The sequence below is a fragment of the Exiguobacterium sp. s132 genome (assembly GCF_018617235.1).
Taxonomy (GTDB): domain Bacteria; phylum Bacillota; class Bacilli; order Exiguobacteriales; family Exiguobacteriaceae; genus Exiguobacterium; species Exiguobacterium profundum.
Genome location: NZ_JACSJU010000002.1, coordinates 225,900 through 247,664 on the forward strand (window position 1 = coordinate 225,900; position 21,765 = coordinate 247,664).

Sequence of the window (21,765 nt, forward strand, 5' to 3'; positions counted from 1 at the left end):
TCATGCTTGCTTCACTCCTTCGTTCAAGACTTCGGCAATATGCATCACTTTAATCGGATGTCCCTGTTTATGAAGACGTCCGCCGATGTTCATCAGACATGACGCATCCGCTCCGATCAACACCTCTGCGCCTGACTGTAAGATGGAATCGACTTTTTCATCTACCATTTGTACCGACACGTCTGGCATCTTGACGGAGAACGTCCCGCCGAACCCACAACAGTTATGTACGTTCGCGAGGGGAACCATCGTCAGTCCATCGACGTTTCCGAGCAACTTACCGGGAGCCGCTTCGATTCCGAGGAGGCGAGTCATATGACAAGACGCGTGATAGGTCGCTTTGGCGGGAAACTTGGCACCGACATCTGTGACTTCGAGCACATCGACGATGAACTGCGTCAGTTCGAACGTTTTGGCGGCGTGCGCTTCAGCGCGAGGACCCCATACTGGATCATCTTGGAACAAATGAGGGTAGTCGCGCATCATCATGACACACGACCCCGATGGTCCGACGATATATTCTGCATCTGCTTGTTCAAACGTTTCAATCATGTGCTTGGCAACCTTTTTAGTCTCCTCATGATAGCCGCTGTTGTAGGCAGGCTGCCCACAGCATGTCTGCTCAAAGGGGAACGTCACCTCGCACCCTAAATGTTCGAGTAGTTCGACTGTCGCTTGTCCGACGGATGGAAACAACGTATCAGATAAACAAGTGACGAATAAAGCTACATTCGGCATAGCCATTCCTTCTTTCTTCTGATGATAGCGATTTCAACGTCATTATTTCATAAAGCGTAGGAAAGTGACAGAAAAATGGGGAGAAAAACTGATTTATTTGTAAAATCCTGTCTAATTGATAATATATCTCACTGAACAGATATTCATCTCTTTTCTGATATAAAACAGCTAAGGAGAACGTATAACAGAAAAAGATCCTCGTCATAGAACAAGGATCTTGTATCAAATTTATAGGAAGAACATTTCCAAGATGAAGAGTGCGCCGAACAAGTAGATGAGCGGATGAACCGTCTCTTTGTTCATCGCTTTGAAGATCGGGTACAAGATGAACCCGAAGGCGATGCCGCGTTCGATGCTTCCTGACAAAGGCATGATCAAAATCGTCATGAAAGCCGGGAAGTATTCGCTGAAGTCGCTCCAGTCGATGTACCGGACGTTCGTCAACATGAGTGCCCCGACGATGATGAGTGCAGGAGCTGTGATTGCCGCTACGCCAGAGATGGCACCGATAAGTGGGCTGAAGAAGAGTGTCAATCCGAACAATCCGGCGACGACGGCCGTTGTGAGCCCCGTACGTCCACCTTGCGCGACACCGGCAGCAGACTCGATGTATGCCGTAGACGGGCTTGTTCCGACGAGTGATCCACCCATTGTGGCAAGTGAATCGGCAAAGAGTGCACGGTGACCATTCTCAATTGTTCCATCCTCTTTTAAGAGACCTGCCTGTTTTCCGACACCGACAAGCGTACCTGTCGTATCAAAAAGCGTGACGAGGAAGAACGAGAGGACAGCACCGAACAAACCGTATTGAATGACATCACTAAATGCCGTCACGGGGTTGACCATGAGTCCCTCGGGAAGTGTCGGCATCGCCGTGACACCATCGATTTTTAAGATGTCCATGAAGTATGCTGCAATCCCCGTGAGTACCATCCCGATGAGTAAAGAACCGGGTACGTTTCGTGAAAAGAGAAGTGCCGAGACGATCAAACCACCGAGTACAAGTAGTACTTCTGGAGAAGACACGTCACCGAGACGCACCAAGTTTGCTTCATCAGCAACGATCAAACCTGATAGTTTTAATCCGAGTGAAGCGATGAAAAGACCGATTCCGGTCGTGATGGCATGCTTCAACGAAGTCGGAATCGCTTGAATCAACTTCGTCCGAATTGGAGAGAGCGACAAGATTAAAAAGAAGACAGACGAGACGAAGACGACGCCGAGCGCGGCAGACGGGGCAATCTGTTCTTGAGCGACGAGCGTGTAAGCGAAGAATGCGTTGAGCCCCATTCCTGGCGCCACGGCGATTGGTAAGTTCGCATAAAACGCCATCAAGCCTGTCCCGATGAGGATGGCAATGATTGTCGCTGTGAATGCTTGTGCGAACGGAATCCCTGCGTCGGATAGAATCGCTGGGTTGACGACAGAGATGTACGCCATCGTCACGAACGTTGTGATTCCAGCAGTCACTTCTTGTTTAACATTCGTTCCATGTTGTTTTAATTGAAAGATATTCATCGATAAAACTCCTTATTTCGGTCTATTTCCGAACATTAATTAAAAAAAATGATTAAATTAACGTTATCAACTTGATGACTATACAAAAATGTTTGATTCCCGTCAATTGTTTTGAGTAAAAAACATGAAAAATGAAAGTTGAAGACAAATAATGTTCGGAAATAAATTTTTTTAAAAAAGATGCTTGCTCTGAAACGCGTTTCAGAAGATACGGTATAGACAAAGGGAGGGGAACCGATATGAAACCGACAACGTGGAAGACATGGTGCAGTGGAATCGTATACGAGCTCGTCATCAATCAGTTGTATACACCGTTTGGAAAAATGTTGTGTACCCGTTTCCAGGAAGAGTTTCTTCATTTACCGTTAGAAGAGCGCTTCCGTCTCGTTCAAGCGATTCGTTGTCAAGTCGTCGAAAGAGGTGACAGTCAGCAAGCAGAGTGGGTACACTATATGCAAAGACTGACAAGTTGAGGTGAGATGAATGGCAAACATTCGAGATATCGCGAAGCACGCTGACGTATCGGTGACGACGGTCTCGCGTGTGTTGAACGAGCATCCGTACGTATCGAAAGAAAAACGGACCCGTGTTCATGAAGCGATGAAAGAACTCGGGTATTTGCGAAATCAACAGGCGTTGACGTTGTCGACGGGGAAAACACAACGTGTCGTCGTCATCTTACCTTATATGGATCACCCGTATTACGGTCTCTTCGTCAATGGACTCGCCAAGGCGGCGCTCGAGCACGATTACCGGCTCGTCATGTGGCAGACGGAGTATAAATTGAGCGAGGAACGACAAGCACTCGATTTATTGAAACATCGCGAAGTCGATGGGGCGATCGTCTTGTCTCACGAGATGTCCTTTAAGGAAATGGAGACGTATCGTGCGTACGGGCCAATCGCTGTGGCGACCGTCGGCGCACCGGAGACGATCTCGTCCATACATGTCGATCATTACGCGTCGTTCGTATCAGGTATTCATGTCTTGAAGGAACATGGATATGAAGAGATTGGTATCATCTTGTCAAGAAGCCATAGTCCGAGTTCCCTTGCGCGTCAGCAAGCCTATTTCGATGAAGTAGCGCATGCGCGTGAGCAATGGATTTGGACGGGCTATTTGACGAGTGAGGACGGCATTCGGTTAGCTGAAGCGTTCCTCTCTCAAAAAGAGCGTCCTCGAGCGCTCTTTTTCTCGTCTGATTATGTCGCCCTCGGATTTTTAGGAGAGATGCAACGGCGAGACATCAAGATTCCTCAGGAAGTCGCCATGCTCGGGTTTGACGGACATCCAATCGGTCATGCATTCGGACTGTCGACGATGCTCTCACCGAATGAAGAAATCGGGCGACGCTTATTTGAAACGACGCTCGCTGAGATGAACGGTGCTCAACCGGAAACGCATGGCATGACGGTGAGCTATCAAGTTGGCACAACACTTTAGGCAACTTCCTCGCTCGACTCTTTTGAAACGTTTAGAATGAAAGGAGTAGTCGAGAGGAGGAGATGTTATGAAGATTCAAGTAACAGAAGAAGCGCTCCAATGGTTCAAACAAGAGATGGAAGTTGAAGCAGGTCAAACGGTTCGTTTGTTTGCAAAATATGGGGGTTCGACAGACTTGACGCACGGTTTTTCTGTCGGGGTCATCACAGAAGATGTGAACAATGCTGCTGTTGAGACAGAGGCAGATGGGATTCGCTTCGTTGTGGCAGAACAAGACGAATGGTTATTCCAAGGACAAGACGTGAAGGTCGAGCTCCGCGGAGAAGAAATCGTCTTCGTGCAGGCCTGACGTTTCAGTTTGTTTACGTTTGATGAAATGTCGTTTGACGAAATCGAGCTAGGGGAACAGATTACGACAAGTCGGATTTTCGAAAGGATGACACCATATGTCAGACAAAGAAAAGCGTGAACAAGAAGAAAAAGAAAAGTTGAAGCGAGATCAGCCGGACATCTCCCATGAAGAAGATTCAAAAGGAGATCATTCTGACCTCGAAGAGACAGATGAAGATGAACAAGCATAAGAGCCGAGACACGGCTCTTTTTGTTTGGGAATTGAAAGAAATGCCGTGGGCGTTATAATGGATAAGGGAAAACTATTTAGTGAGGAGAATGAGACATGAGTACAGTACTAGTCTTTGGACATAAAAATCCAGATACCGACACAATCACGTCAGCGCTCGCCTATGCCGAGTTGAAAAAGAAATTAGGGATGGACGCAGAGGCGGTTCGTCTCGGTGAAGTGAACGGTGAAACACAATATGCGCTCGATCACTTCCGTGTGAAAGCACCACGCTTGATTGAAAGTGTGAAAGGTGAGGCGGAAGAAGTCATCTTGGTCGACCATAACGAGTTCCAGCAAAGTGCGGACGGGATTGAAGACGTGCGAATCCTTGAGGTCATCGACCACCACCGTATCGCAAACTTCCAAACGGCAGACCCGCTCTACTATCGTGCGGAGCCAGTTGGATGTACGGCGACAATCTTGTTGAAGTTGTATAAAGAGCATGGTGTCGAAATCGCAGCGGATATGGCCGGCTTAATGCTTTCCGCCATCATCTCAGACTCGCTTCTCTTCAAATCGCCGACATGCACAGATGAAGATATCAAAGCAGCGAAAGAACTTGCGGAGATTGCTGGCGTCGATGCAGAAACATACGGTCTTGAGATGCTCAAAGCCGGTGCGGACCTTAGCCAAAAAACGATTGAAGAACTCATCTCACTCGATGCGAAAGAATTCGCGATGGGCGACTATCGTGTCGAAATCGCACAAGTGAACACGGTCGATGCGAATGATGTCTTGAACCGTAAAGCGGAAGTCGAGGCGGCGATTGCCAACACGGTTGCGGCGAAAAACTTAGACTTGTTCGTATTCGCCATCACGAACATTTTGACGAACGATTCGGAAGCCATCGTTGTCGGACCAAAACCCGAACTCTTCGAACAAGCGTTCAACGTGACCCTTCAAAACGGATTGGCGACACTTCCTGGCGTCGTCTCACGTAAGAAGCAAATCGTGCCATTCTTAACGGAAGCGGCAACAAAATAAAAACTCGAAGCCATGGCCTCGAGCGGAACTGCAGACGTATGCTCGTCTGCAGTTTTTATTTAAAAAAAGACCGGACAATGAAGTCCAATCTTAGGATGATTTTGTTTGTCGTCCGTATGTTCCGAGACGCCATAGTTTCTCAAACGGTCCGTAACGGTGATTCTTTAGCCACCACATCGAGAAGAACGACTGCGCAATCAAAATGGCGATGCTGAGGAATAGACCTTCGGTTAAGGAAAGCGCACCGTACGCCCCGAGTGCGATCACTGGCAAGACAATGATCAACGTATGTGTCAAATAGTTCGTGAGTGCCATTCGTCCGAGCGCTTGAAGCGGGGCGAACGTGCGACCTTTTCGAACGGCGATGGTGAACAGGCAGATGTACGTTGTGGCGAGTAGTTTTCCGGAGACGAGAACGGCCGCAGAGTTCGTCGCCGAATATTCGGCACCGCTACCGTAGTGATGCCAAATAATGACTGCGAAGAACGGTAGGGCGGTTACCGTACAGATGATAGCTGTCTGCGTCAGTCCTTGGATGCTCCAAGTGAGGAGTTTCCGTTCCCGTCCGATATAAAGGCCGAACAAGAACAGACTTAGAATTTCAACCCCGACAAAAAATGAGTTTTGGAACATGTCAAAAATCTCTTCATCTAGGCGATAGTCGAACCATGGGCCGAATCCAGAATTGAAGACGGCCGGGAAAGGATCCCCATTAAACCTAAATCCGAGCGACAATTCTAAGTACATGGATGACACATAGAACAGTAAAAAGCTCCCAATCAATAAACTCCATGCCCACGTCAAAATCGCACGGTTACTCAATCCGTAAAAGAGAGGAAGCAATAAGCCCCACATGGCATACGTATGGAGGATATCCCCTGACCAAATCGCCAGGTGTGCCAGACCGAACAAGAAGAGAATCAAAATCCGGCGTATGTAACGACTGACCGATTCGCCTCGGGCGTATGAGCGCTCGAGGAAAATCGAAAAGCCGATCCCAAATAGGAGGGAGAAAATCGTATAAAACTTCGTTTGCACGAACAAGTCGAAGAGGGTGCGAACGAACAGGTCGCTCCCGTAATAGTCGGGACGACCGGACATCCAGTCGCTCCCGAGCATACTCGGGATATTGACGAGGAAAATGCCGCAGAGGGCAAACCCTCGGATAATGTCATACAAGATAATCCGTTCATTCGTTTGAATTGGGCCAGCCATACGACACGTCCTTTACTGAATTAAAATACTTTCGTCGTCCACGACTCACAGTTCCAGACATCTGTGACGATATCCTCATAGAATTCTGGTTCGTGACTGATGAGGAGGACACTTCCTTTGTACTCTTTCAACGCACGCTTCAACTCTTCCTTCGCGTCGACGTCCAAGTGGTTCGTCGGCTCATCGAGTAAGAGCAAGTTCGTTTCGTTGTTTAAGAGTTTACAAAGACGTACTTTCGCCTTTTCCCCACCACTGAGGACAGAGATTTTACTTTCAATGTGCTTCGTCATGAGACCGCATTTCGCGAGCATCGCGCGCACCTGTTGTTGGTTGAGTGACGGGAACTCACTCCAAATCTCTTCGATACACGTGTTGTTGCTTGATGCTGCTTCCTGTTCGAAGTACCCCATTTCGAGGAACTCACCGCGTTCGACTGTCCCTTCAAGAGGGTTGATCAAGCCGAGTAAACTCTTCAAGAGAGTCGTCTTCCCGATTCCGTTCGCTCCGACGAGGGCAATCTTTTGACCGCGCTCCATCTGAAGGTCGAGCGGACGTGAGAGTGGCTCATCGTATCCGATGACGAGACCTTTCGCATCAAAGATGAGTCGTCCTGACGTACGAGCCTGTAAGAAGCGGAATTCTGGCTTCGGACGTTCCGCACTCAATTCGATGACATCCATCTTATCGAGCTTCTTCTGACGTGACATCGCCATGTTTCGTGTCGACACACGCGCCTTATTACGGGCGACGAAGTCTTTCAAGTCGGCAATCTCGGCCTGTTGACGCTTGTAGGCGGCTTCAAGCTGTGAGCGTTTCATCTCGTACACTTCCATGAACTTGTCATAATCTCCGACGTAGCGGTTCAACTCTTGGTTCTCCATATGATAGACCAAGTTGATGACGCTATTTAAGAACGGGATATCGTGCGAGATCAAGATGAAGGCATTGTCATAGTTTTGAAGATAGCGTTTCAACCATTCGATGTGCACTTCGTCCAAATAGTTGGTCGGCTCATCGAGGAGTAAGATATCTGGCTTCTCGAGAAGCAATTTTGCGAGCAATACTTTCGTACGCTGTCCACCTGACAAGTCCGTGACGTCACGGTCGAGACCGACGTCTAAAATACCGAGACCGCGTGCCACTTCTTCTACTTTCGCATCAATGATATAAAAGTCGTTCGAATCGAGCGTCTCTTGAAGCTCACCGACCTCCGCGAGCATATCTTCCATCTGTTCCGGTGTCGCGTCACCCATCTCCATGTAGAGTTCGCCGATGCGCGTCTCCATGTCAATCAAGTATTGGAAAGCACCTTTCAAGACGTCCCGAATCGTCATCCCGCGCTCAAGCACCGCATGTTGATCGAGGTAACCGACACGGACGTTTTTCGCCCATTCAATTTTCCCTTCATCCGGTTGCAGTTTGCGTGTGATGATGTTCATGAACGTCGATTTTCCTTCACCGTTCGCTCCAACGAGACCGATATGCTCCCCTTTTAAAAGGCGGAAAGAGACATCGTTCAAAATAGCGCGGTCACCAAAGCCGTGGCTCAAGTTTTGTACCGTTAATATACTCATAATTCGTTTTCGTTCCTTTCAAAGTAAACTACCCGATATTGTAGCATGAATTGAATCAAATTAGTACGCCAGTCCGACCGACTCTCGTACGTGTTCCTGTTCTTCAATCGTATGAAGCATGAACTGGGCGACGTCTGCCCGTGAGATGTGCTTCCCGTTCTCTGGCACTTCGTCGATGGCCGTGCGATATGTCGAGGTGCGAGGACCGTCCGTCAATTGCATCGGTCGTACAATCGTATAATCGAATGACGAATTTCGCCATAAGTCCACGGCTGCCCGATGATCACGGAGCGGTTTCCGGAGCATGAACGTAATGGCTTTCCCCGCAAGTCCCGGAATCTCATTGTCGATTCCCGCTGAAGCAAGATAGATGATACGTGAAACCTTGTTTGCCTTCATCGCAGGGACGAGTTTGTCCGTGACACTCGCTAAAAAGTCTGGGTCGCTCAAATCCGTTCCGAGACAACTGACGACCGCATCGTGACCATGCATCGCTTCCGTCAATGCGTCGACATCATATAAGTCGCCTTCAATGATTTCGAGTTGTGGCGTCCGGATCAACTTTTTCTGTTCACGGACGAACGCGGTGACATCATGACCGTGCTCGATGGCTTGATCGATGAATTGATGTCCGGTCCGACCGGTTGCGCCTAATACGAATAACTTCATAAGGGCAGGGCTCCTCTCTCATATCCAATATCTACAGTATACAGCAGTTTCAGAAAAATCGAACATTTCACCGTTTGATTCCAACCTATTGCATTTCTCGTCAGCTCGTCTACAATAAGGTCTATCTTATATAAATAGATTCGCACTCGTATATCAGCGGAAATATGGTCCGCAAGTCTCTACCGAACTACCGTAAATGGTTCGACTACGGGTGGCGCTTGTCGTATGCTATCGTTGATTTCCATGCGGTTCGTTGCCTCCCGATGAGGGGTGACGAATCGCATTTTTTATTGGAGGGAAAACAATGAAGCAGTTAGAAGACAAAATCCGTGAAGAAGGTCGGGCCCTTTCCGACCAAGTGTTGAAAGTCGACGCTTTCTTGAATCATCAGGTCGACCCGGTACTCATGAAAGGCATCGGCAAAGAATTCGCAGAACGTTTCAAAGACGCTCAAATAGACCGCATCGTCACACTCGAATCGAGTGGGATTGCGCCGGCGATGATGACGGCGCTTGAGATGGGCATCCCGTTCGTATTCGCGCGTAAACGAAAATCGCTGACACTCCAAGACGACCTCGTGGAAGCGGACGTTTATTCGTTCACAAAACAAGAGACAAACCGCATCAGCTTGAGCCGACGCTTCGTCTTACCAGGCGAACGTGTTCTTGTCATCGATGACTTCCTCGCGAATGGGGAAGCGGCACTCGGACTGACACAACTCGTGGAAGCGGCAGGTGCAGAGGTCGCAGGCGTTGGGATTGTCATCGAAAAGTCATTCCAACCAGGGCGCGATAAATTGATCGAGCGTGGCTATCGCGTCGAATCGTTGGCACGCATTGCGAAATTAGAGAAAGACCATATCTCGTTCGTGGAGGTCGTTCGATGAATACGTTCAAGACAGCTAGTCTAGGATTCCAGCATCTACTCGCGATGTACACGGGAGCGGCAATCGTCCCACTCATCGTCGGTGGTGCCATCGGGCTTGGTCCAACCGAGCTCGCCTATCTCGTCGCAATTGATTTATTCATGTGTGGGGTGGCGACGCTACTACAAGTATGGACGACACGCTTCACTGGTGTCGGATTGCCGGTAGTCCTCGGATGTACGTTCACTGCGGTCGGTCCGATGATCGCCATCGGAAGCGCGAACGGGATCACTGCCATTTATGGCGCGTTGATTGCGAGCGGGCTCATTGTCATCCTCATTTCTGGATTTGTCGGGAAACTCGCGCGCTTCTTCCCGCCGGTCGTGCTCGGTTCGGTCGTGACGATCATCGGTCTCTCGCTGATTCCGGTCGCCGTCAATGACATCGGTGGCGGGATGCCCGGTGAACCAGGGTTCGCATCGATGCAGAATCTCGGATTAGGTGGTTTAACGATTCTACTCATTCTCGTCTTGAACCGTGTCGGGACCGTCTTCACGCGTGCTGCTGCCGTCCTCTTTGCCGTATTGGTTGGAACAGGGGTAGCCGCTTCGCTCGGTCTCGTCGATTTCAGTCCTGTTCGTGAAGCAGGATGGTTCCAAATGGTCCAGCCGTTCTACTTCGGGATGCCGACATTCGACCTGTCTGCCATCCTCGTCATGACGCTCGTCGCCATCATCTCGATGATTGAATCGACAGGGGTGTTCTTGGCGCTCAGCGATATCACGAAACAACCAATCGGTGCGAAAGAATTGACGAAAGGGTATCGTGCGGAAGGCGTCGCAACGATTCTCGGAGGGATTTTCAACAGTTTCCCGTACACGACGTTCAGTCAAAACGTTGGACTCGTTCAATTGTCAGGTGTGAAATCGCGTCGCGTCATCTTTTGGACAGGCGGATTGCTCATCTTGCTCGGATTCCTCCCGAAAGTCGCTACGTTCACGACATTGATTCCGAAGCCTGTGCTTGGGGGAGCGATGCTCGTCATGTTCGGAACGGTCGCTGCTTCTGGCATTCGTATCCTCAGTCAAGTCGACTTTTCGAAAAACGAGAACTTGATTACCATTGCGCTCTCAATCGGTGTTGGGCTCGGTATTACCGCCAATCCAGCCATCGTCGCAAACATGCCGGAGTGGCTGCAGTTGTTCACGGACAGTGCTATCGTGGCAGGCTCATTCACGGCGCTCGCATTGAACGGATTTTTCCGTATGATGGACCGATTCCGTCCCGGGACAATCATTGCCGAGGAACGGCAAGTCAGCTAGACTGAAGGAAATAGTAGTCTAGGAGGAGTCACGAATGGGGAAAACTGCACTTGTTGTAGGCGCGACTGGCTTGATTGGCCGCGAATTGGTTGAACAGTTGTTAGAGAGTGACCGTTATGATGCGGTCTGGATCGTTGTCCGTCGCTCGAAGCGTTGGAGTCATCCGAAGTTACAAGAGGTCGTCGGTTTCGAGGAGATGGATTCATCCCTTCCACAGATCGACGACGTGTACTGTGCGCTCGGCACAACGATTGCGGTAGCCGGCTCGCAAGAAGCGTTCAAACAAGTTGATTTAGAATTACCACTTGAAGTCGCCCGTGTCGCCAAGGCACATGGTGCGACGCGCTATGCGGTCGTATCGGCACAAGGCGCATCGTTGCGTTCGACTTTCTTTTACAACCGTGTGAAAGGGGAGCTTGAGAACGCGTTACGTATTTTCAACTTCCATCACTTGATTATCGCGCGTCCTTCTCTGTTACTCGGAGAGCGTGATTCATTCCGCTTCGGGGAGAAAGCGGCCGAGGTCATCAGTCGACCGTTCCAGTCAATCTTGCTTGAGAAGACACCGGAAGTCGCACCGATTCAAGCGCTGCATGTCGCTCGTGCCTTGATTATGGCGTCTGAAGAAGGCGAAGGAATCGAAGTGTTGACGTCAGGGATGATGCAGAGGATGAGCCGATGAATCCATTGACAAAAAAGCGAACCAAAGCAGTCATGATTGACAGTGTCATTGCAGGTCTTGTCAGCGTGGGCGTAGAACAGCTCGTGCGAAAGAAAGTAAAGAGCGAGTTTGTGCATGCGGTCATCACACCGACACTACTGACATATGCCATGGAAGCCTGGCAAATGAGTCGAGGTGGACAAACAATCGGTTATAAACTGATGGGACTTGAATTGAAAAACGATGACGAAACGCCTGTCACGGCAAAACAAGCGCTACAACGCGCCCTGCATCGTGATACTTCGTCAGTCGTTCGTTATTGGAAAGACCGTGCGCATTTCGAACAAGAAGAAGGCGCTGTTTTACCGCACGATGCCCGTTACCATATGCATGTACATGAAAAGAACTGACCGATATGGCCAGTTCTTTTTTCAATCCTTGATTTTACTTAAGATGGCAGTTGTTAAGGCGACAATCGTCCCGAGGACGAGTCCGTTAGAGAAGACGGTCGCAAGAAGCGGTGGTAACTCATTCATTGATCCGGGTGGCAGAAGCATCGCCCCGGCACCGATGACGAGCGGGAGTCCGACCGTGAGAGATGCCGTGGACTGCTTCAATTCAAAGGCCGCCTCATTGATTCCGATGATGATCATCGTTGCAATGAGCGGTGTCACGATTGCATAACCGACAGCGGCCGGGATGCTCGCAATCAACGAGACGAATGGACCGATGAGTGCTAACGACATCATGAGGGCGTGGGCAATCAAATGCGGGGTACGCTGGACGCTCTCCGTCGAAGAGAGAAAACCAGCTGTCCCGGAGATGGCGACAGGACCCGGTGTACCGAACAGACCGGCCACGATTTGACTGACGCCACTGGCGACACCCGATGCGGGAACGTTCCCTTTGATTTCTCGTTTTTCGCGAGAACTGACGATGCGCTCAATCAACTTGATGTTCGCAAGGACGTTCGTCATGAGAAGCAAGGTGATGACGAAAGCCGTTGGCAACAAGTTCCAATCCCATACCCAATTTCCGAACGGAAGAAGTTCCGGTACGAGGAAGAAAGATTCTGAACGAACGATTGGATTTCCAAGGTCGAGTAAATGGAATAAGCCGAACCCGACGAATAGTGTCATGACGAGCCCATATTGTTTAAAGCGACTTTGCTCGAGCGTGAGTGCGAACAAGACGAGACCTGCCGTCGCCACTGCCTGAACGACGTTGATTCCGTCTTCCGTCACCCCAAAGCCACCTTTAATGACGGCCCCTGATAATTGAAGGACGAGCAAAATCATATAGACGCCGAGCACTTGCGGTGTAAACAGGGCGAGCATGCGTCTTAAGATACCAGTGACGGTCAACAACACACCAAGGATTCCACTCAAAAACAGCATGAATCCGAGTGCTTGCAAGGTCTCTTGCTGACTTCCGTATAGAGCGGGACCGATGGAGGCGTATAAAGTGAAGACACCCCACCAAATGCCGGCAGGTCCTTCGAGTATCGGGAGGCGATGGCCGAGCAACGTTTGGATGATGCTGAAGAGTGCGAAGATGAAGAGTGAGCGGGAGATGAAGGTCATCGTCTCATCTGGCGACAGTTCAAACAAGGCGGCGATGGAGAGTGGTGGTACAATATTTGTAGCTAAAATAAAAATAAACCACTGAATCGTCGTGGTTACATTACTTCTGGTCATGGTGTCCCCCTGATCATGCTTTTTCTTATTAGTGTAACGTTATGATGAAGTGGATGCAAACGGAGGCTATATAATGAAGAAATTCTTCAAGTGGGCCGCACTCTCAATCGTAGGATTGCTAATCATCGCGGTAGCAGGCTTTTTAATTTGGACGCAGTTCACGTACGGACCAACCGATGAAGCGACACAGTATGCGGAAGAGGGGAAAGTGGTCGACAACCGTCTCGAGTTCGGAGATACGACGAGCGAGATCGGCATCATTCTTTATCCAGGAGCAAAAGTGGAGAAAGAGGCGTATGCGTATTACGGAACACGTTTAGCCGAGGAAGGGTATTTCATCGCCATTCCGTCGCTTCGTCTCAACTTAGGCATTTTAGATATCGACGCAGCCGATCCAATCATCGAAGCACATCCCGAGATTGAACGTTGGGTCGTGGCCGGTCATTCACTCGGAGGTTCGGCGGCATCGGGTTACGCGCTTGAGCATCAAGAGGCGGTGGAAGGTGTCATTTTCCTCGCATCATATCCGATCAGCTCGATGGTCGATAGTGACTTGCGCGTGCTATCTATCTCGGGTGAGTTGGATGGATTAGCTGTCCCAGAAGACATCGAGGCGAGTCGAAGCGACCTTCCTGACGATAGTCAATTCGTACAAATCGAAGGCGGGAATCATGCAAATTTCGGAATGTATGGTCCTCAAAAAGGCGATCAGGAAAGTCCGCTCACATCGAAAGAACAACTCGACGAAGTCCTATCCGCGATTCTCGAATGGTTATAAAAAACGTGCGCACCTGCATCGAGGTGCGCACGTTTTTAACGTTGGTCGAGCGAATAACTGACTGCGGTCAACCCGGCTGTGACGAGGGCGACCAAGCCACCTACGAGCGCGAGCGTCATGATAGGGCTTGTCGCATAGACGACACCACCGAGAGCGGAACCGAGTCCGATTCCGACGTTACTCGCCACGGGCATGAGTGACGAGGCGAGACCTTTGGCGTTCGGATTAAATTTCTCCGCCAAGTCGATCAAATAAATCTGTGTCGACGTCGTCAATAAAATCGCCATGAACGACATGAGGGCGATATTGAAGAGACCGAGCGTCATATTCGACGTCGTCACGAACAACGCGGCCAAGACGAACGCTTGGACGAGAAAGACGAATCGTAAGCGTCCGATCGGATTGTGACTGGCAATCTTTCCAGCAGCAATATTACTGAAGATCGAGATGAATCCGTAGGCGAATAAAATCGGACTGACCCAAGCGACCGGGACACCGAGTACATCTTTTAAAATCGGTACGAGATACGTATATACGACATACGTCGCCCCAAAACCGAACGCCGGAATCAAGAAGGCAATCAAGATGCGCGGATTCGTCAGGAGTGCCATTTGTTCACGGAGTGATGCTTTTTCTTGAGACAAATGATTCGGCAAGACACGATAAATGGCAACCCAGGCGACTGCACCGAGTGCGGTCGTTAACCAAAATGTGGATTCCCAGCCTGCTTGTTGTCCGATGAATGTTCCGATTGGAACACCGAACACGTTGGCCATTGTAAAGCCACCAAAAATAAAGGATACGGCTACCCCTCGTTTTGCCGGAGGGACGCTTTCGCTAGCGACGAGCATAGCAAGCGAGATCAACACACCTGTGACGACGGCCGTCAACATGCGTAAGGCGAGTAACCACTCATACATGGGAGCGAGACTGCTCAACAAGTTCAATAAGGTGAAGAGAATCGTCAAACCGAGCATCAATTTGCGTTTTGGAAGATGGCTCGTCAAGGACATCGTGATTGGCGTACCGACGGCAAAGCTGATGGCGAATGCCGATACGAGACTTCCAGCCGTTGCGATGGAAATGGATAGACCGCTTGCGATATCAGGCAAAATGCCGACAATGACAAATTCACTCGTTCCGAGAACGAAGGTTAATAAGGATAGGGATAAAACTAAAGTCCAGTCGCTTCGACTGAGCGAGCTTGTCTTCATGTTCAAACACTTCTTTCTATTTCATTCATTAGTAGTTAGACATCAGTCTTTTATCACGTTACAAGATTTTTCCCAAAAGAAAAACCCTTTTCTCCCAAGTCGGAAGAAAAAGGTGCATCAACGCCAAAACACTGTGGCTTCGACACCGGCGTGGTCGGAGACGACAGGTCCGTTTTCGCCGTCGAAGACGACGGCATGACGGGAGACGTGAATGGGTGCATTCGTCAACATCAAGTCGATGCGTAGCGATTTCTTGTTTTCATCCCATCCGGCGATTTTCCCTTGGACGGTCGCATCGCCTTCGCGTTCCGTTGCGAGATGGAACAAGTCTTGAAGCCCACTATCCATCAAATAATCGTATCCTTCGCCTCGAATGAAAGCATCGTTGTTGAAATCACCGAGTAGGAGCGCATGGTCGTCATGCTCCACGCGACGCAGGAGCTCGTCGAGTTGATGCTTCACTGGCTCCTCTTCGTCATGCCACCATCCGAGGTGACACGAGTAGACGGTCGTCGGCGTTTCAGGACCTTCAATCACGGCTTTGACGATTTTACGGGACTTGTAATTGTCAGGGTCCGTCGTCTTGGATACGAAGAATGATTCGGTCGATAGAAACGGTGTCCGTGACAAGATGGCGACGCCTTCCTCGTAAATGTCATATCCGTAATGGGCAAAGTCCCATGTCATGTGATAGTGAAGATCTAACTCTTTCAGGCGCTCGACGAGGACGTGTGCGAAGTTGTTCTCACGGATGTTCCCATAGATGAGGGGGGCCTCTTTATGTTGATTGACTTCTTGGAGCGCGATGAAGTCATACTCTTCGCTTGCGATACGTTCGACAATCGCATCGATTTTCTCTTGTTGACGGTCTTCTAACCAGGCATGACAATTGAGCGTTAAAATATTCACGATAGTCCTCCTTTAAAAAAAGGCCAACTCTCGAGCGAGTTGGCCAGTAGATTATGCACCGATGACGTCTTGAATGTCTGATTTCAATACGTCGGCTTTCGGGCCATAGATGGCTTGGACTCCACGGTCTTTCACGATAAGACCCATAGCGCCATTTTTCTTCCATTCTGGTTCGTCAGAGACGAGTGTAACGTCTTTAACGGTCACACGAAGACGAGTCATACATGCGTCGACATCCTCAATGTTTTCTTCCCCACCGAGAAGTGCAATAATCCCCATGACTTGTTCGTTACCTGTAACGGATGATTTTTCTGTCGTTTCTTCCATGTAGTTCCCGTTACGTCCTGGCGTCGGTAGGTTCATCTTCTTAATGAAGAAGTTGAAGACACCGAAGTTGAGGAAGAAGAACACGACAGAGACGAGCACGAAGTTGATCAAGTCTTGAAGAAGTCCTGCTTTGATAATCATCGGAATGCGCGTCAAGAGTTCGATTGCACCGAAGGCGTGTACACGTAAGTCGATGATATCTGCCAATGCGAAGGCAGCACCGGCCATGAGTGCGTAAACGACATAAAGAACTGGTGCGACGAACATAAACATGAATTCGATCGGTTCTGTGACACCTGTCAAGAAGACAGCGAGTCCGGCCGATAAGAACATCGGCTTGTATTGTGCCTTCTTATCCGCGTCGACGTTGCGGTACATCGCATACGCGGCACCAATCAATGCAGCGAATGACAAGATGACTTGCCCGACTTTGAAACGTGCTGGAACGACATCAGCGAGAAGCGCGTTGTATGCGGCCGTATCACCAGCAGCACGCAAGTTGACGAGGTCCGTCACCCATGCCAACCAGAGTGGGTCTTGACCGGCAACGACCGATCCAGCTGTCGCACCTGTTAAAATCGTATACGTTCCACCGAGCTCTGTGTAGTTCATTGGTACTGTGAGCATGTGGTGTAAACCGAACGGCAAGAGGAGACGTTCGAGCGCACCGTAGATGAACGGTGCGAGGACAGGCGCCGTGTTACGTGATGTGGCAATCCATTCACCAAAGCTGTTGAGTGCACCTTGGATGGTTGGCCATAGAATCGATAGAACGATGGCAGCAACGACTGAACCAAGGATAACGACGAATGGTACGAAGCGCTTCCCGTTGAAGAACGAGAGAGCGTTCGGCAACTTGTTGAAGTTGTAGAAACGGTTATATAGTGCACCACCGAGGAAACCGGCGATAATCCCGACGAACACACCCATGTTGAGGGCAGGTGAGCCGAGTACAGATGTGAAGTAATCAGCGACGACAAGGTTCGCACCGAAGAGTGACTCGATTGTCGCTTCCGGATCTTGAAGCATGGCACCGTTGACACCGAAGATGGCACCTGTGACACGGTTGATCAAGATGAAGGCGAGAAGTGCTGCGAATGCACCGCCTGCACGATCTTTTGCCCACGAACCACCAATCGCGACTGCGAAGAGGATATGTAAGTTGACGATGATGCCCCAACCTAAATCTTCAATGATACGAGCTGTTGTTAATAAGATACCGACATCTCCGGCTGACATTCCAATTAATTTTCCGATGGAAATCATCAAACCGGCAGCCGGCATGACGGCGATGACGACCATCAAGGCCTTACCGAGTTTCTGCCAGAAATCGAATGAGATCAATTGTTTCATGCTATACGCTTCCTTCCTGTGAGGGAGTTTTATCTATTTTTGTGTTTGCCAATAGTGCAATCGCTTGCATAAATGATTGTAATCGATTGCATAAATTCATGCAACCGTTTTCGCTATTTTCATTTGTTTTCATTTCCGAAGTGAGAATAGCAGATGTGAGGCGAACTTGTCAGTCGAATCGAATCTAGCTACAATATGATAGGTTGAAGGGAGCGAGAAAGATGGGTTGGAGACAGACGATATCTGCTTTGACGAAAGAAGAGCAGATTGAATTAAAAGAAGAGTTGTTGCAGAAGGGTGTATTGCAGGAAGACGATCTTCCTCTATATGAGATGCTCATGCCAGATCGCATCAAACGGATGTATGAAGTATTGAATACACGAACGAACCATATCACGATTTTGACGGAAGGTGTGGACGATCCGCATAACCAATCTGCCGTATTGCGTTCGGCCGATGCGTTCGGGGTGCAGACGCTGCACGTCGTCGAAGGGCGTGCAAAGTTCAAACCAAACTCGATTATCGCCAAGAGTGCCGACCGCTGGGTGGACGTCGTCGAGCATGGCTCCATTGAAGAGGCGATTGACGCTTTAAAAGAAGACGGTTATCAAGTATATGCGACGGCATTGAGTGAGGAAGCAATTCCGCTCGAAGAAGTGGATGTGTCGAAGCCGACAGTTCTTTTATTCGGGAATGAACATAGTGGTGTGTCGGAAGCGGCATTGAAGAAGGCGGATGGAAACTTTGTCATTCCGATGCAAGGATACGTTCAGAGTTTGAACATCTCCGTGGCGGCGGCAATTTCCTTGTACGATGTCACGACACGGTCGCGACATATCGTGACGGAGGGCTATGAACTGCCTGTCGAGGATCAGGCACGTATTTTTAAAGACTGGATGGTCAAGAGTTTGCCGAAACGTACGCTCGGACTTTATAAACAAAAAGGTGTCACGGCTTTTGAACGGGAGACAGGAAATTCAGAATGAACGGCGAAATGAACAGACGTACGGAATCTTTGTCCAGAAACTGAAAGGGGATGGCACGATGAGTACGACGAGTTCATTTATCGTAAAAGATGTGACAAACAACTTTAAGGATTTTGAAGAGGACTTTTTCCGACTGTATCGCACGTTATATGGCGACCTCGATCAGTTGCGTTTTAAAGAGCGTTTATATCGGCACGCCAATCCGCTAGTGTTACTGGCTTTCTCGGAAGAGGAACTGGTCGGCTTTAAAATTGGCTATGAGGCGGAGCCTTATCGATTTTACAGCTGGGCGGGCGGCGTACATCCGGACTTCCAAAAGCATGGCATCGGTCGCAAGCTGATGGATACGCAACTCGAATGGGTCGAAGCGCAAGGGTTCCATTCGATTCGGACGAAAGCACGCAATACGAACAAAGGGGTCATCATTTTGAACCTCCTTTGCGGATATGACATCATGGGCGCCTACACAGAAGATGGCGAGCCACGCATCATGATGGAGAAACAACTGAACAGTTGAATCGATGCCGCGGTCGTGTGATCGCGGTTTTTTTGTTGAAACCGATTCGACTGAATGAACGTACATAAACAAAAAGGGGGAGTTTGAAATGTCTACTTTAGAATTTGGGGCGGATCCATTTTTCACGATCATCAATTTATTCTTTCCAATTATCTTTTTCACCATTGTTGGACTTATCGCATTTGGTGTCATCAAATCAAGTCGGAGTTACTCTAAAACATCAAATACATTGAAGGACTTACAACACTTCGCCTCACAGCTTGCAGATGATCCAGCCGACGAGACGGCTGAGCGATTGGCAGACTATTTACGTGGCGTCGATTCCTTCTCGATTGAACGGACACGCATGGAACCGTTTCGTGTCGCGCTCGGATGCTACCAATTGGTGATGGAGTCGAGCACTGTTCGCGAAGAGACAAAAGAGCGGGTCGGTCGTCAATATAAGCGTCTCGGGATTTTGGACGGAGAAAAATTTGCTGATGAGGCACCTCCACGTCGACGTTCTTCTTCATCGAGTCATCATGATATCCATCACAATCACCATGACCATATGTAAAAAAGCGAAGGAATCCCTTCGCTTTTTTACATATATCGTGATGCATCAAATTCAATGTCAGTCTGATAACGGACGGCCTGAATGGCACTTTCGATTCGAATGGCACGCTTCTTAATATCGCGTGCTTTCAAGCGATATAGTTCGGGGTCATATAAGGCGTGTTTGATCACGGCAACTCCGTGCACATAGTCTTTCTTCGGACGAAGCGATAATTTCTCATAAAGTCGTGCCTGGACACGTAACTGAATGGCGAGCTCGATTGCCTCGACGAGCGGGAGTGGACCGTCATGCGTTTCAACGACGGCTTGGACGTTCGCCTCTTGAATGAGACGGTCGAGCTGACGTAAGTCTAGACGAATGTGTTCAAGTTCCATCTCGATGTCTTGAAGGGAACGGGACTGAATGGTCGGAATGGATTCATTCGCTTGAAGCGAGATGAACGCCACATGCTCAATCTCTTCGGTCAATGTATCGATTTGCTCATGGAGCAACTGTTTCAATGTTAGGGCATCTGCAAGGTTCATATCGATTTCCTCCTTCTGCTTTTTCTAACCGTACCACATCGAGATGGCTGAAAAAAGGTGGATGACATCCTCGATTACGGGAATAAAAGCAAATAGAGAGGAGGAGGACGATGAAGAAGTGGAAGATACAATGGATGGTTGCACTCGTCCTACTCCTGTTCGGGACGGCGACATTCCTTTATCAGTGGGTTGATGTAAGCCCAGGCGATATACGGGACTACATCATTCAATTCGGATGGTTGGCTCCGCTCATTTACATTTTATTGTTCACCGTTCGTCCGCTCATCTTGTTTCCCACGTCCGTCTTGTCGGTCGCCGGAGGATTGGCGTTTGGGATGTTACCGGGCGTCATCTATACCGTCATCGGGGCGACGTTGAGTGCGCTTGTTGCGTATTATGTGGCAATTTATTTCGGCGATCGTTTCCTGCATCACTTCGAATCAACGAATTACGAAGCCATTCAGCATAAAATCGAAGAAGATGGTTTCTTTTACGTCCTCATCTTACGTCTCATCCCGCTCGTCAATTTCGATTTGGTCAGCTATGCTTCTGGTTTGGCAAAAGTAAACGTACTCGCCTATCTGTTTGCGACCGTCGTTGGTATGATTCCCGGGGCGTTCGCGAACAATTTTCTCGGGAGTAGTATCGCCAGTGGGGATTGGACGCTCATCGCCTTGGCATTTGGGATCATGCTCGTGTTGACGCTCGTTGCGACCGTGTTCCGCGAACCGATTAAGCGACAGATTCATCGCTATCAAAAAAAGTAGGCGACTCCAGATGGAGCGCCTACTTTTCAATTAACGGTTGTCAACCGTCTCTGGATACAGGTCATGGTTGAACAGACGATGCTCCGCCATTTTTTCGTACTTCGTACCCGGTTTTCCGTAGTTGTAGTACGGATCGATCGAGATACCGCCACGTGGTGTGAATTTCCCCCACACTTCGAGATAGCGCGGTTCCATCAATTTCACGAGATCTTTCCCAATGACGTTGATGCAGTTCTCGTGGAAGTCACCGTGGTTACGGAAGCTAAACAAGTACAACTTCAACGACTTCGACTCGACGAGTTTCTCATCCGGGATGTATGAGATGTAGATGGTTGCGAAGTCCGGTTGGTTCGTGATCGGGCATAACGATGTGAATTCTGGTGCGTTGAATTTAACGAAGTAGTCGTTCTCAGGATGACGGTTCGGGAACGCCTCCAGAACGTCTGGTGTGTATTCAAAAATATAAGGGACGCTCTTCTGTCCGAGGAGCGAGAGGTCTTGTAAGTCTTCTGGTCTCATGTTCATT

Annotated in this window: 25 protein-coding genes and 1 riboswitch; of the genes, 14 read left to right on the forward strand and 11 right to left on the reverse strand. The window is 49.2% G+C overall.

Going from position 1 to position 21,765, the window contains the following annotated elements:
- Entirely contained in the window at positions 1-738 is a 738-nt protein-coding gene (locus tag KNO78_RS11775; protein WP_074034994.1) for a (Fe-S)-binding protein, read from the reverse strand.
- Between the two features lie 228 nt (positions 739-966).
- Positions 967-2,250, reverse strand: coding sequence for an NCS2 family permease (locus KNO78_RS11780; RefSeq protein ID WP_031424359.1), 1,284 nt, complete (start codon positions 2,248-2,250; stop codon positions 967-969).
- Positions 2,251-2,495: 245 nt separating this feature from the next.
- Between KNO78_RS11780 and KNO78_RS11785 the strand changes: the two genes are divergently transcribed.
- From KNO78_RS11785 to KNO78_RS11800, 5 genes are all read left to right on the forward strand, one after another.
- Positions 2,496-2,729 (forward strand): hypothetical protein, encoded by a 234-nt coding sequence (locus KNO78_RS11785; RefSeq protein WP_015880447.1) that lies wholly within the window; start codon positions 2,496-2,498, stop codon positions 2,727-2,729.
- A gap of 10 nt (positions 2,730-2,739) precedes the next feature.
- A complete protein-coding gene (locus tag KNO78_RS11790) occupies positions 2,740-3,699 on the forward strand; it encodes a LacI family DNA-binding transcriptional regulator (protein WP_214691325.1) in 960 nt (319 codons plus the stop codon).
- A gap of 67 nt (positions 3,700-3,766) precedes the next feature.
- A complete protein-coding gene (locus tag KNO78_RS11795) occupies positions 3,767-4,048 on the forward strand; it encodes a HesB/YadR/YfhF family protein (RefSeq protein WP_159563320.1) in 282 nt (93 codons plus the stop codon).
- A gap of 97 nt (positions 4,049-4,145) precedes the next feature.
- Positions 4,146-4,280 (forward strand): hypothetical protein, encoded by a 135-nt coding sequence (locus tag KNO78_RS15650; protein WP_015880450.1) that lies wholly within the window; start codon positions 4,146-4,148, stop codon positions 4,278-4,280.
- Positions 4,281-4,375: 95 nt separating this feature from the next.
- Positions 4,376-5,305, forward strand: a complete 930-nt coding sequence (locus KNO78_RS11800) for a manganese-dependent inorganic pyrophosphatase (RefSeq protein ID WP_015880451.1) — start codon at positions 4,376-4,378, stop codon at positions 5,303-5,305.
- 90 nt (positions 5,306-5,395) lie between these two features.
- Here the strand turns inward: KNO78_RS11800 and KNO78_RS11805 are convergent, their stop codons facing one another.
- Genes KNO78_RS11805 through KNO78_RS11815 form a run of 3 tightly spaced genes read right to left on the reverse strand, consistent with a single transcriptional unit; the run spans position 5,396 to position 8,763 of the window.
- Entirely contained in the window at positions 5,396-6,520 is a 1,125-nt protein-coding gene (locus tag KNO78_RS11805) for a DUF418 domain-containing protein (RefSeq protein ID WP_074034986.1), read from the reverse strand.
- Between the two features lie 20 nt (positions 6,521-6,540).
- Positions 6,541-8,094 carry an ABC-F family ATP-binding cassette domain-containing protein gene (locus KNO78_RS11810; RefSeq protein ID WP_015880457.1) on the reverse strand — a complete coding sequence of 518 codons (1,554 nt, stop codon included), beginning with the start codon at positions 8,092-8,094 and terminating at the stop codon, positions 6,541-6,543.
- 60 nt (positions 8,095-8,154) lie between these two features.
- Positions 8,155-8,763, reverse strand: a complete 609-nt coding sequence (locus KNO78_RS11815) for an NAD(P)-dependent oxidoreductase (protein ID WP_196430327.1) — start codon at positions 8,761-8,763, stop codon at positions 8,155-8,157.
- Between the two features lie 126 nt (positions 8,764-8,889).
- A riboswitch (purine riboswitch) is annotated at positions 8,890-8,991 on the forward strand.
- Positions 8,992-9,067: 76 nt separating this feature from the next.
- Here KNO78_RS11815 and KNO78_RS11820 point away from each other — a divergent pair.
- The 4 genes from KNO78_RS11820 to KNO78_RS11835 are packed head-to-tail and all read left to right on the forward strand — an operon-like array spanning position 9,068 to position 12,021.
- Entirely contained in the window at positions 9,068-9,649 is a 582-nt protein-coding gene (locus tag KNO78_RS11820; RefSeq protein ID WP_074034982.1) for a xanthine phosphoribosyltransferase, read from the forward strand.
- Positions 9,646-10,950 carry a nucleobase:cation symporter-2 family protein gene (locus tag KNO78_RS11825; protein WP_196430329.1) on the forward strand — a complete coding sequence of 435 codons (1,305 nt, stop codon included), beginning with the start codon at positions 9,646-9,648 and terminating at the stop codon, positions 10,948-10,950. Before KNO78_RS11820 ends, KNO78_RS11825 begins: the two co-directional genes overlap by 4 nt.
- Positions 10,951-10,984: 34 nt before the next feature.
- Positions 10,985-11,632 carry an NAD(P)H-binding protein gene (locus KNO78_RS11830; protein ID WP_214691324.1) on the forward strand — a complete coding sequence of 216 codons (648 nt, stop codon included), beginning with the start codon at positions 10,985-10,987 and terminating at the stop codon, positions 11,630-11,632.
- Positions 11,629-12,021 carry an RDD family protein gene (locus tag KNO78_RS11835; protein WP_214691323.1) on the forward strand — a complete coding sequence of 131 codons (393 nt, stop codon included), beginning with the start codon at positions 11,629-11,631 and terminating at the stop codon, positions 12,019-12,021. Before KNO78_RS11830 ends, KNO78_RS11835 begins: the two co-directional genes overlap by 4 nt.
- A 21-nt stretch (positions 12,022-12,042) precedes the next feature.
- Here the strand turns inward: KNO78_RS11835 and KNO78_RS11840 are convergent, their stop codons facing one another.
- Complete coding sequence (locus KNO78_RS11840; protein WP_214691322.1) at positions 12,043-13,308, reverse strand: purine/pyrimidine permease; 1,266 nt, start codon at positions 13,306-13,308, stop codon at positions 12,043-12,045.
- A 73-nt stretch (positions 13,309-13,381) separates the two neighbouring features.
- On the opposite strand from KNO78_RS11840, the gene KNO78_RS11845 reads away from it, so the two are divergent.
- The gene (locus KNO78_RS11845) at positions 13,382-14,086 is read left to right on the forward strand and encodes an alpha/beta hydrolase (protein ID WP_214691321.1); all 705 of its coding nucleotides are present in this window, start codon (positions 13,382-13,384) and stop codon (positions 14,084-14,086) included.
- A 35-nt stretch (positions 14,087-14,121) separates the two neighbouring features.
- Here the strand turns inward: KNO78_RS11845 and KNO78_RS11850 are convergent, their stop codons facing one another.
- The 3 genes from KNO78_RS11850 to KNO78_RS11860 all read right to left on the reverse strand — a co-directional run bounded on the left by KNO78_RS11850 (position 14,122) and on the right by KNO78_RS11860 (position 17,889).
- Positions 14,122-15,300 carry an MFS transporter gene (locus KNO78_RS11850; protein ID WP_214691320.1) on the reverse strand — a complete coding sequence of 393 codons (1,179 nt, stop codon included), beginning with the start codon at positions 15,298-15,300 and terminating at the stop codon, positions 14,122-14,124.
- Between the two features lie 117 nt (positions 15,301-15,417).
- Positions 15,418-16,209 (reverse strand): endonuclease/exonuclease/phosphatase family protein, encoded by a 792-nt coding sequence (locus KNO78_RS11855; RefSeq protein WP_214691319.1) that lies wholly within the window; start codon positions 16,207-16,209, stop codon positions 15,418-15,420.
- A gap of 51 nt (positions 16,210-16,260) precedes the next feature.
- Complete coding sequence (locus KNO78_RS11860) at positions 16,261-17,889, reverse strand: PTS transporter subunit IIBC (RefSeq protein WP_214691318.1); 1,629 nt, start codon at positions 17,887-17,889, stop codon at positions 16,261-16,263.
- A 221-nt stretch (positions 17,890-18,110) separates the two neighbouring features.
- Here KNO78_RS11860 and KNO78_RS11865 point away from each other — a divergent pair, with 221 nt between their 5' ends.
- The 3 genes from KNO78_RS11865 to KNO78_RS11875 all read left to right on the forward strand — a co-directional run bounded on the left by KNO78_RS11865 (position 18,111) and on the right by KNO78_RS11875 (position 19,948).
- Positions 18,111-18,875, forward strand: coding sequence for a TrmH family RNA methyltransferase (locus tag KNO78_RS11865; RefSeq protein WP_214691317.1), 765 nt, complete (start codon positions 18,111-18,113; stop codon positions 18,873-18,875).
- The gene (locus tag KNO78_RS11870) at positions 18,847-19,392 is read left to right on the forward strand and encodes a GNAT family N-acetyltransferase (protein WP_074034970.1); all 546 of its coding nucleotides are present in this window, start codon (positions 18,847-18,849) and stop codon (positions 19,390-19,392) included. The genes KNO78_RS11865 and KNO78_RS11870 overlap by 29 nt, the downstream gene beginning before the upstream one ends.
- A gap of 88 nt (positions 19,393-19,480) precedes the next feature.
- Positions 19,481-19,948, forward strand: coding sequence for a hypothetical protein (locus KNO78_RS11875; RefSeq protein ID WP_214691316.1), 468 nt, complete (start codon positions 19,481-19,483; stop codon positions 19,946-19,948).
- Positions 19,949-19,974: 26 nt separating this feature from the next.
- Here KNO78_RS11875 and KNO78_RS11880 read toward each other — a convergent pair whose 3' ends face one another.
- Positions 19,975-20,472: a hypothetical protein gene (locus KNO78_RS11880; RefSeq protein WP_159563336.1), complete on the reverse strand. Its 498-nt coding sequence runs from the start codon at positions 20,470-20,472 to the stop codon at positions 19,975-19,977.
- Between the two features lie 110 nt (positions 20,473-20,582).
- On the opposite strand from KNO78_RS11880, the gene KNO78_RS11885 reads away from it, so the two are divergent.
- Positions 20,583-21,239, forward strand: coding sequence for a TVP38/TMEM64 family protein (locus KNO78_RS11885; protein ID WP_214691315.1), 657 nt, complete (start codon positions 20,583-20,585; stop codon positions 21,237-21,239).
- A gap of 30 nt (positions 21,240-21,269) precedes the next feature.
- Here the strand turns inward: KNO78_RS11885 and queF are convergent, their stop codons facing one another.
- Positions 21,270-21,758, reverse strand: a complete 489-nt coding sequence (gene queF, locus KNO78_RS11890; RefSeq protein ID WP_015880473.1) for a preQ(1) synthase — start codon at positions 21,756-21,758, stop codon at positions 21,270-21,272.
- Positions 21,759-21,765: the final 7 nt, after the last annotated feature.

What these genes read in the sequence shown, in the direction of transcription:
- KNO78_RS11775 (WP_074034994.1), bottom strand. Translation starts at nt 738, where the DNA reads ATGCCGAATGTAGCTTTATTCGTCACTTGTTTATCTGATACGTTGTTT.
- KNO78_RS11785 (WP_015880447.1), top strand. Translation starts at nt 2,496, where the DNA reads ATGAAACCGACAACGTGGAAGACATGGTGCAGTGGAATCGTATACGAG.
- KNO78_RS11790 (WP_214691325.1), top strand. Translation starts at nt 2,740, where the DNA reads ATGGCAAACATTCGAGATATCGCGAAGCACGCTGACGTATCGGTGACG.
- KNO78_RS11795 (WP_159563320.1), top strand. Translation starts at nt 3,767, where the DNA reads ATGAAGATTCAAGTAACAGAAGAAGCGCTCCAATGGTTCAAACAAGAG.
- KNO78_RS15650 (WP_015880450.1), top strand. Translation starts at nt 4,146, where the DNA reads ATGTCAGACAAAGAAAAGCGTGAACAAGAAGAAAAAGAAAAGTTGAAG.
- KNO78_RS11800 (WP_015880451.1), top strand. Translation starts at nt 4,376, where the DNA reads ATGAGTACAGTACTAGTCTTTGGACATAAAAATCCAGATACCGACACA.
- KNO78_RS11805 (WP_074034986.1), bottom strand. Translation starts at nt 6,520, where the DNA reads ATGGCTGGCCCAATTCAAACGAATGAACGGATTATCTTGTATGACATT.
- KNO78_RS11810 (WP_015880457.1), bottom strand. Translation starts at nt 8,094, where the DNA reads ATGAGTATATTAACGGTACAAAACTTGAGCCACGGCTTTGGTGACCGC.
- KNO78_RS11815 (WP_196430327.1), bottom strand. Translation starts at nt 8,763, where the DNA reads ATGAAGTTATTCGTATTAGGCGCAACCGGTCGGACCGGACATCAATTC.
- KNO78_RS11820 (WP_074034982.1), top strand. Translation starts at nt 9,068, where the DNA reads ATGAAGCAGTTAGAAGACAAAATCCGTGAAGAAGGTCGGGCCCTTTCC.
- KNO78_RS11825 (WP_196430329.1), top strand. Translation starts at nt 9,646, where the DNA reads ATGAATACGTTCAAGACAGCTAGTCTAGGATTCCAGCATCTACTCGCG.
- KNO78_RS11830 (WP_214691324.1), top strand. Translation starts at nt 10,985, where the DNA reads ATGGGGAAAACTGCACTTGTTGTAGGCGCGACTGGCTTGATTGGCCGC.
- KNO78_RS11835 (WP_214691323.1), top strand. Translation starts at nt 11,629, where the DNA reads ATGAATCCATTGACAAAAAAGCGAACCAAAGCAGTCATGATTGACAGT.
- KNO78_RS11840 (WP_214691322.1), bottom strand. Translation starts at nt 13,308, where the DNA reads ATGACCAGAAGTAATGTAACCACGACGATTCAGTGGTTTATTTTTATT.
- KNO78_RS11845 (WP_214691321.1), top strand. Translation starts at nt 13,382, where the DNA reads ATGAAGAAATTCTTCAAGTGGGCCGCACTCTCAATCGTAGGATTGCTA.
- KNO78_RS11850 (WP_214691320.1), bottom strand. Translation starts at nt 15,300, where the DNA reads ATGAAGACAAGCTCGCTCAGTCGAAGCGACTGGACTTTAGTTTTATCC.
- KNO78_RS11860 (WP_214691318.1), bottom strand. Translation starts at nt 17,889, where the DNA reads ATGAAACAATTGATCTCATTCGATTTCTGGCAGAAACTCGGTAAGGCC.
- KNO78_RS11865 (WP_214691317.1), top strand. Translation starts at nt 18,111, where the DNA reads ATGGGTTGGAGACAGACGATATCTGCTTTGACGAAAGAAGAGCAGATT.
- KNO78_RS11875 (WP_214691316.1), top strand. Translation starts at nt 19,481, where the DNA reads ATGTCTACTTTAGAATTTGGGGCGGATCCATTTTTCACGATCATCAAT.
- KNO78_RS11880 (WP_159563336.1), bottom strand. Translation starts at nt 20,472, where the DNA reads ATGAACCTTGCAGATGCCCTAACATTGAAACAGTTGCTCCATGAGCAA.
- KNO78_RS11885 (WP_214691315.1), top strand. Translation starts at nt 20,583, where the DNA reads ATGAAGAAGTGGAAGATACAATGGATGGTTGCACTCGTCCTACTCCTG.
- queF (WP_015880473.1), bottom strand. Translation starts at nt 21,758, where the DNA reads ATGAGACCAGAAGACTTACAAGACCTCTCGCTCCTCGGACAGAAGAGC.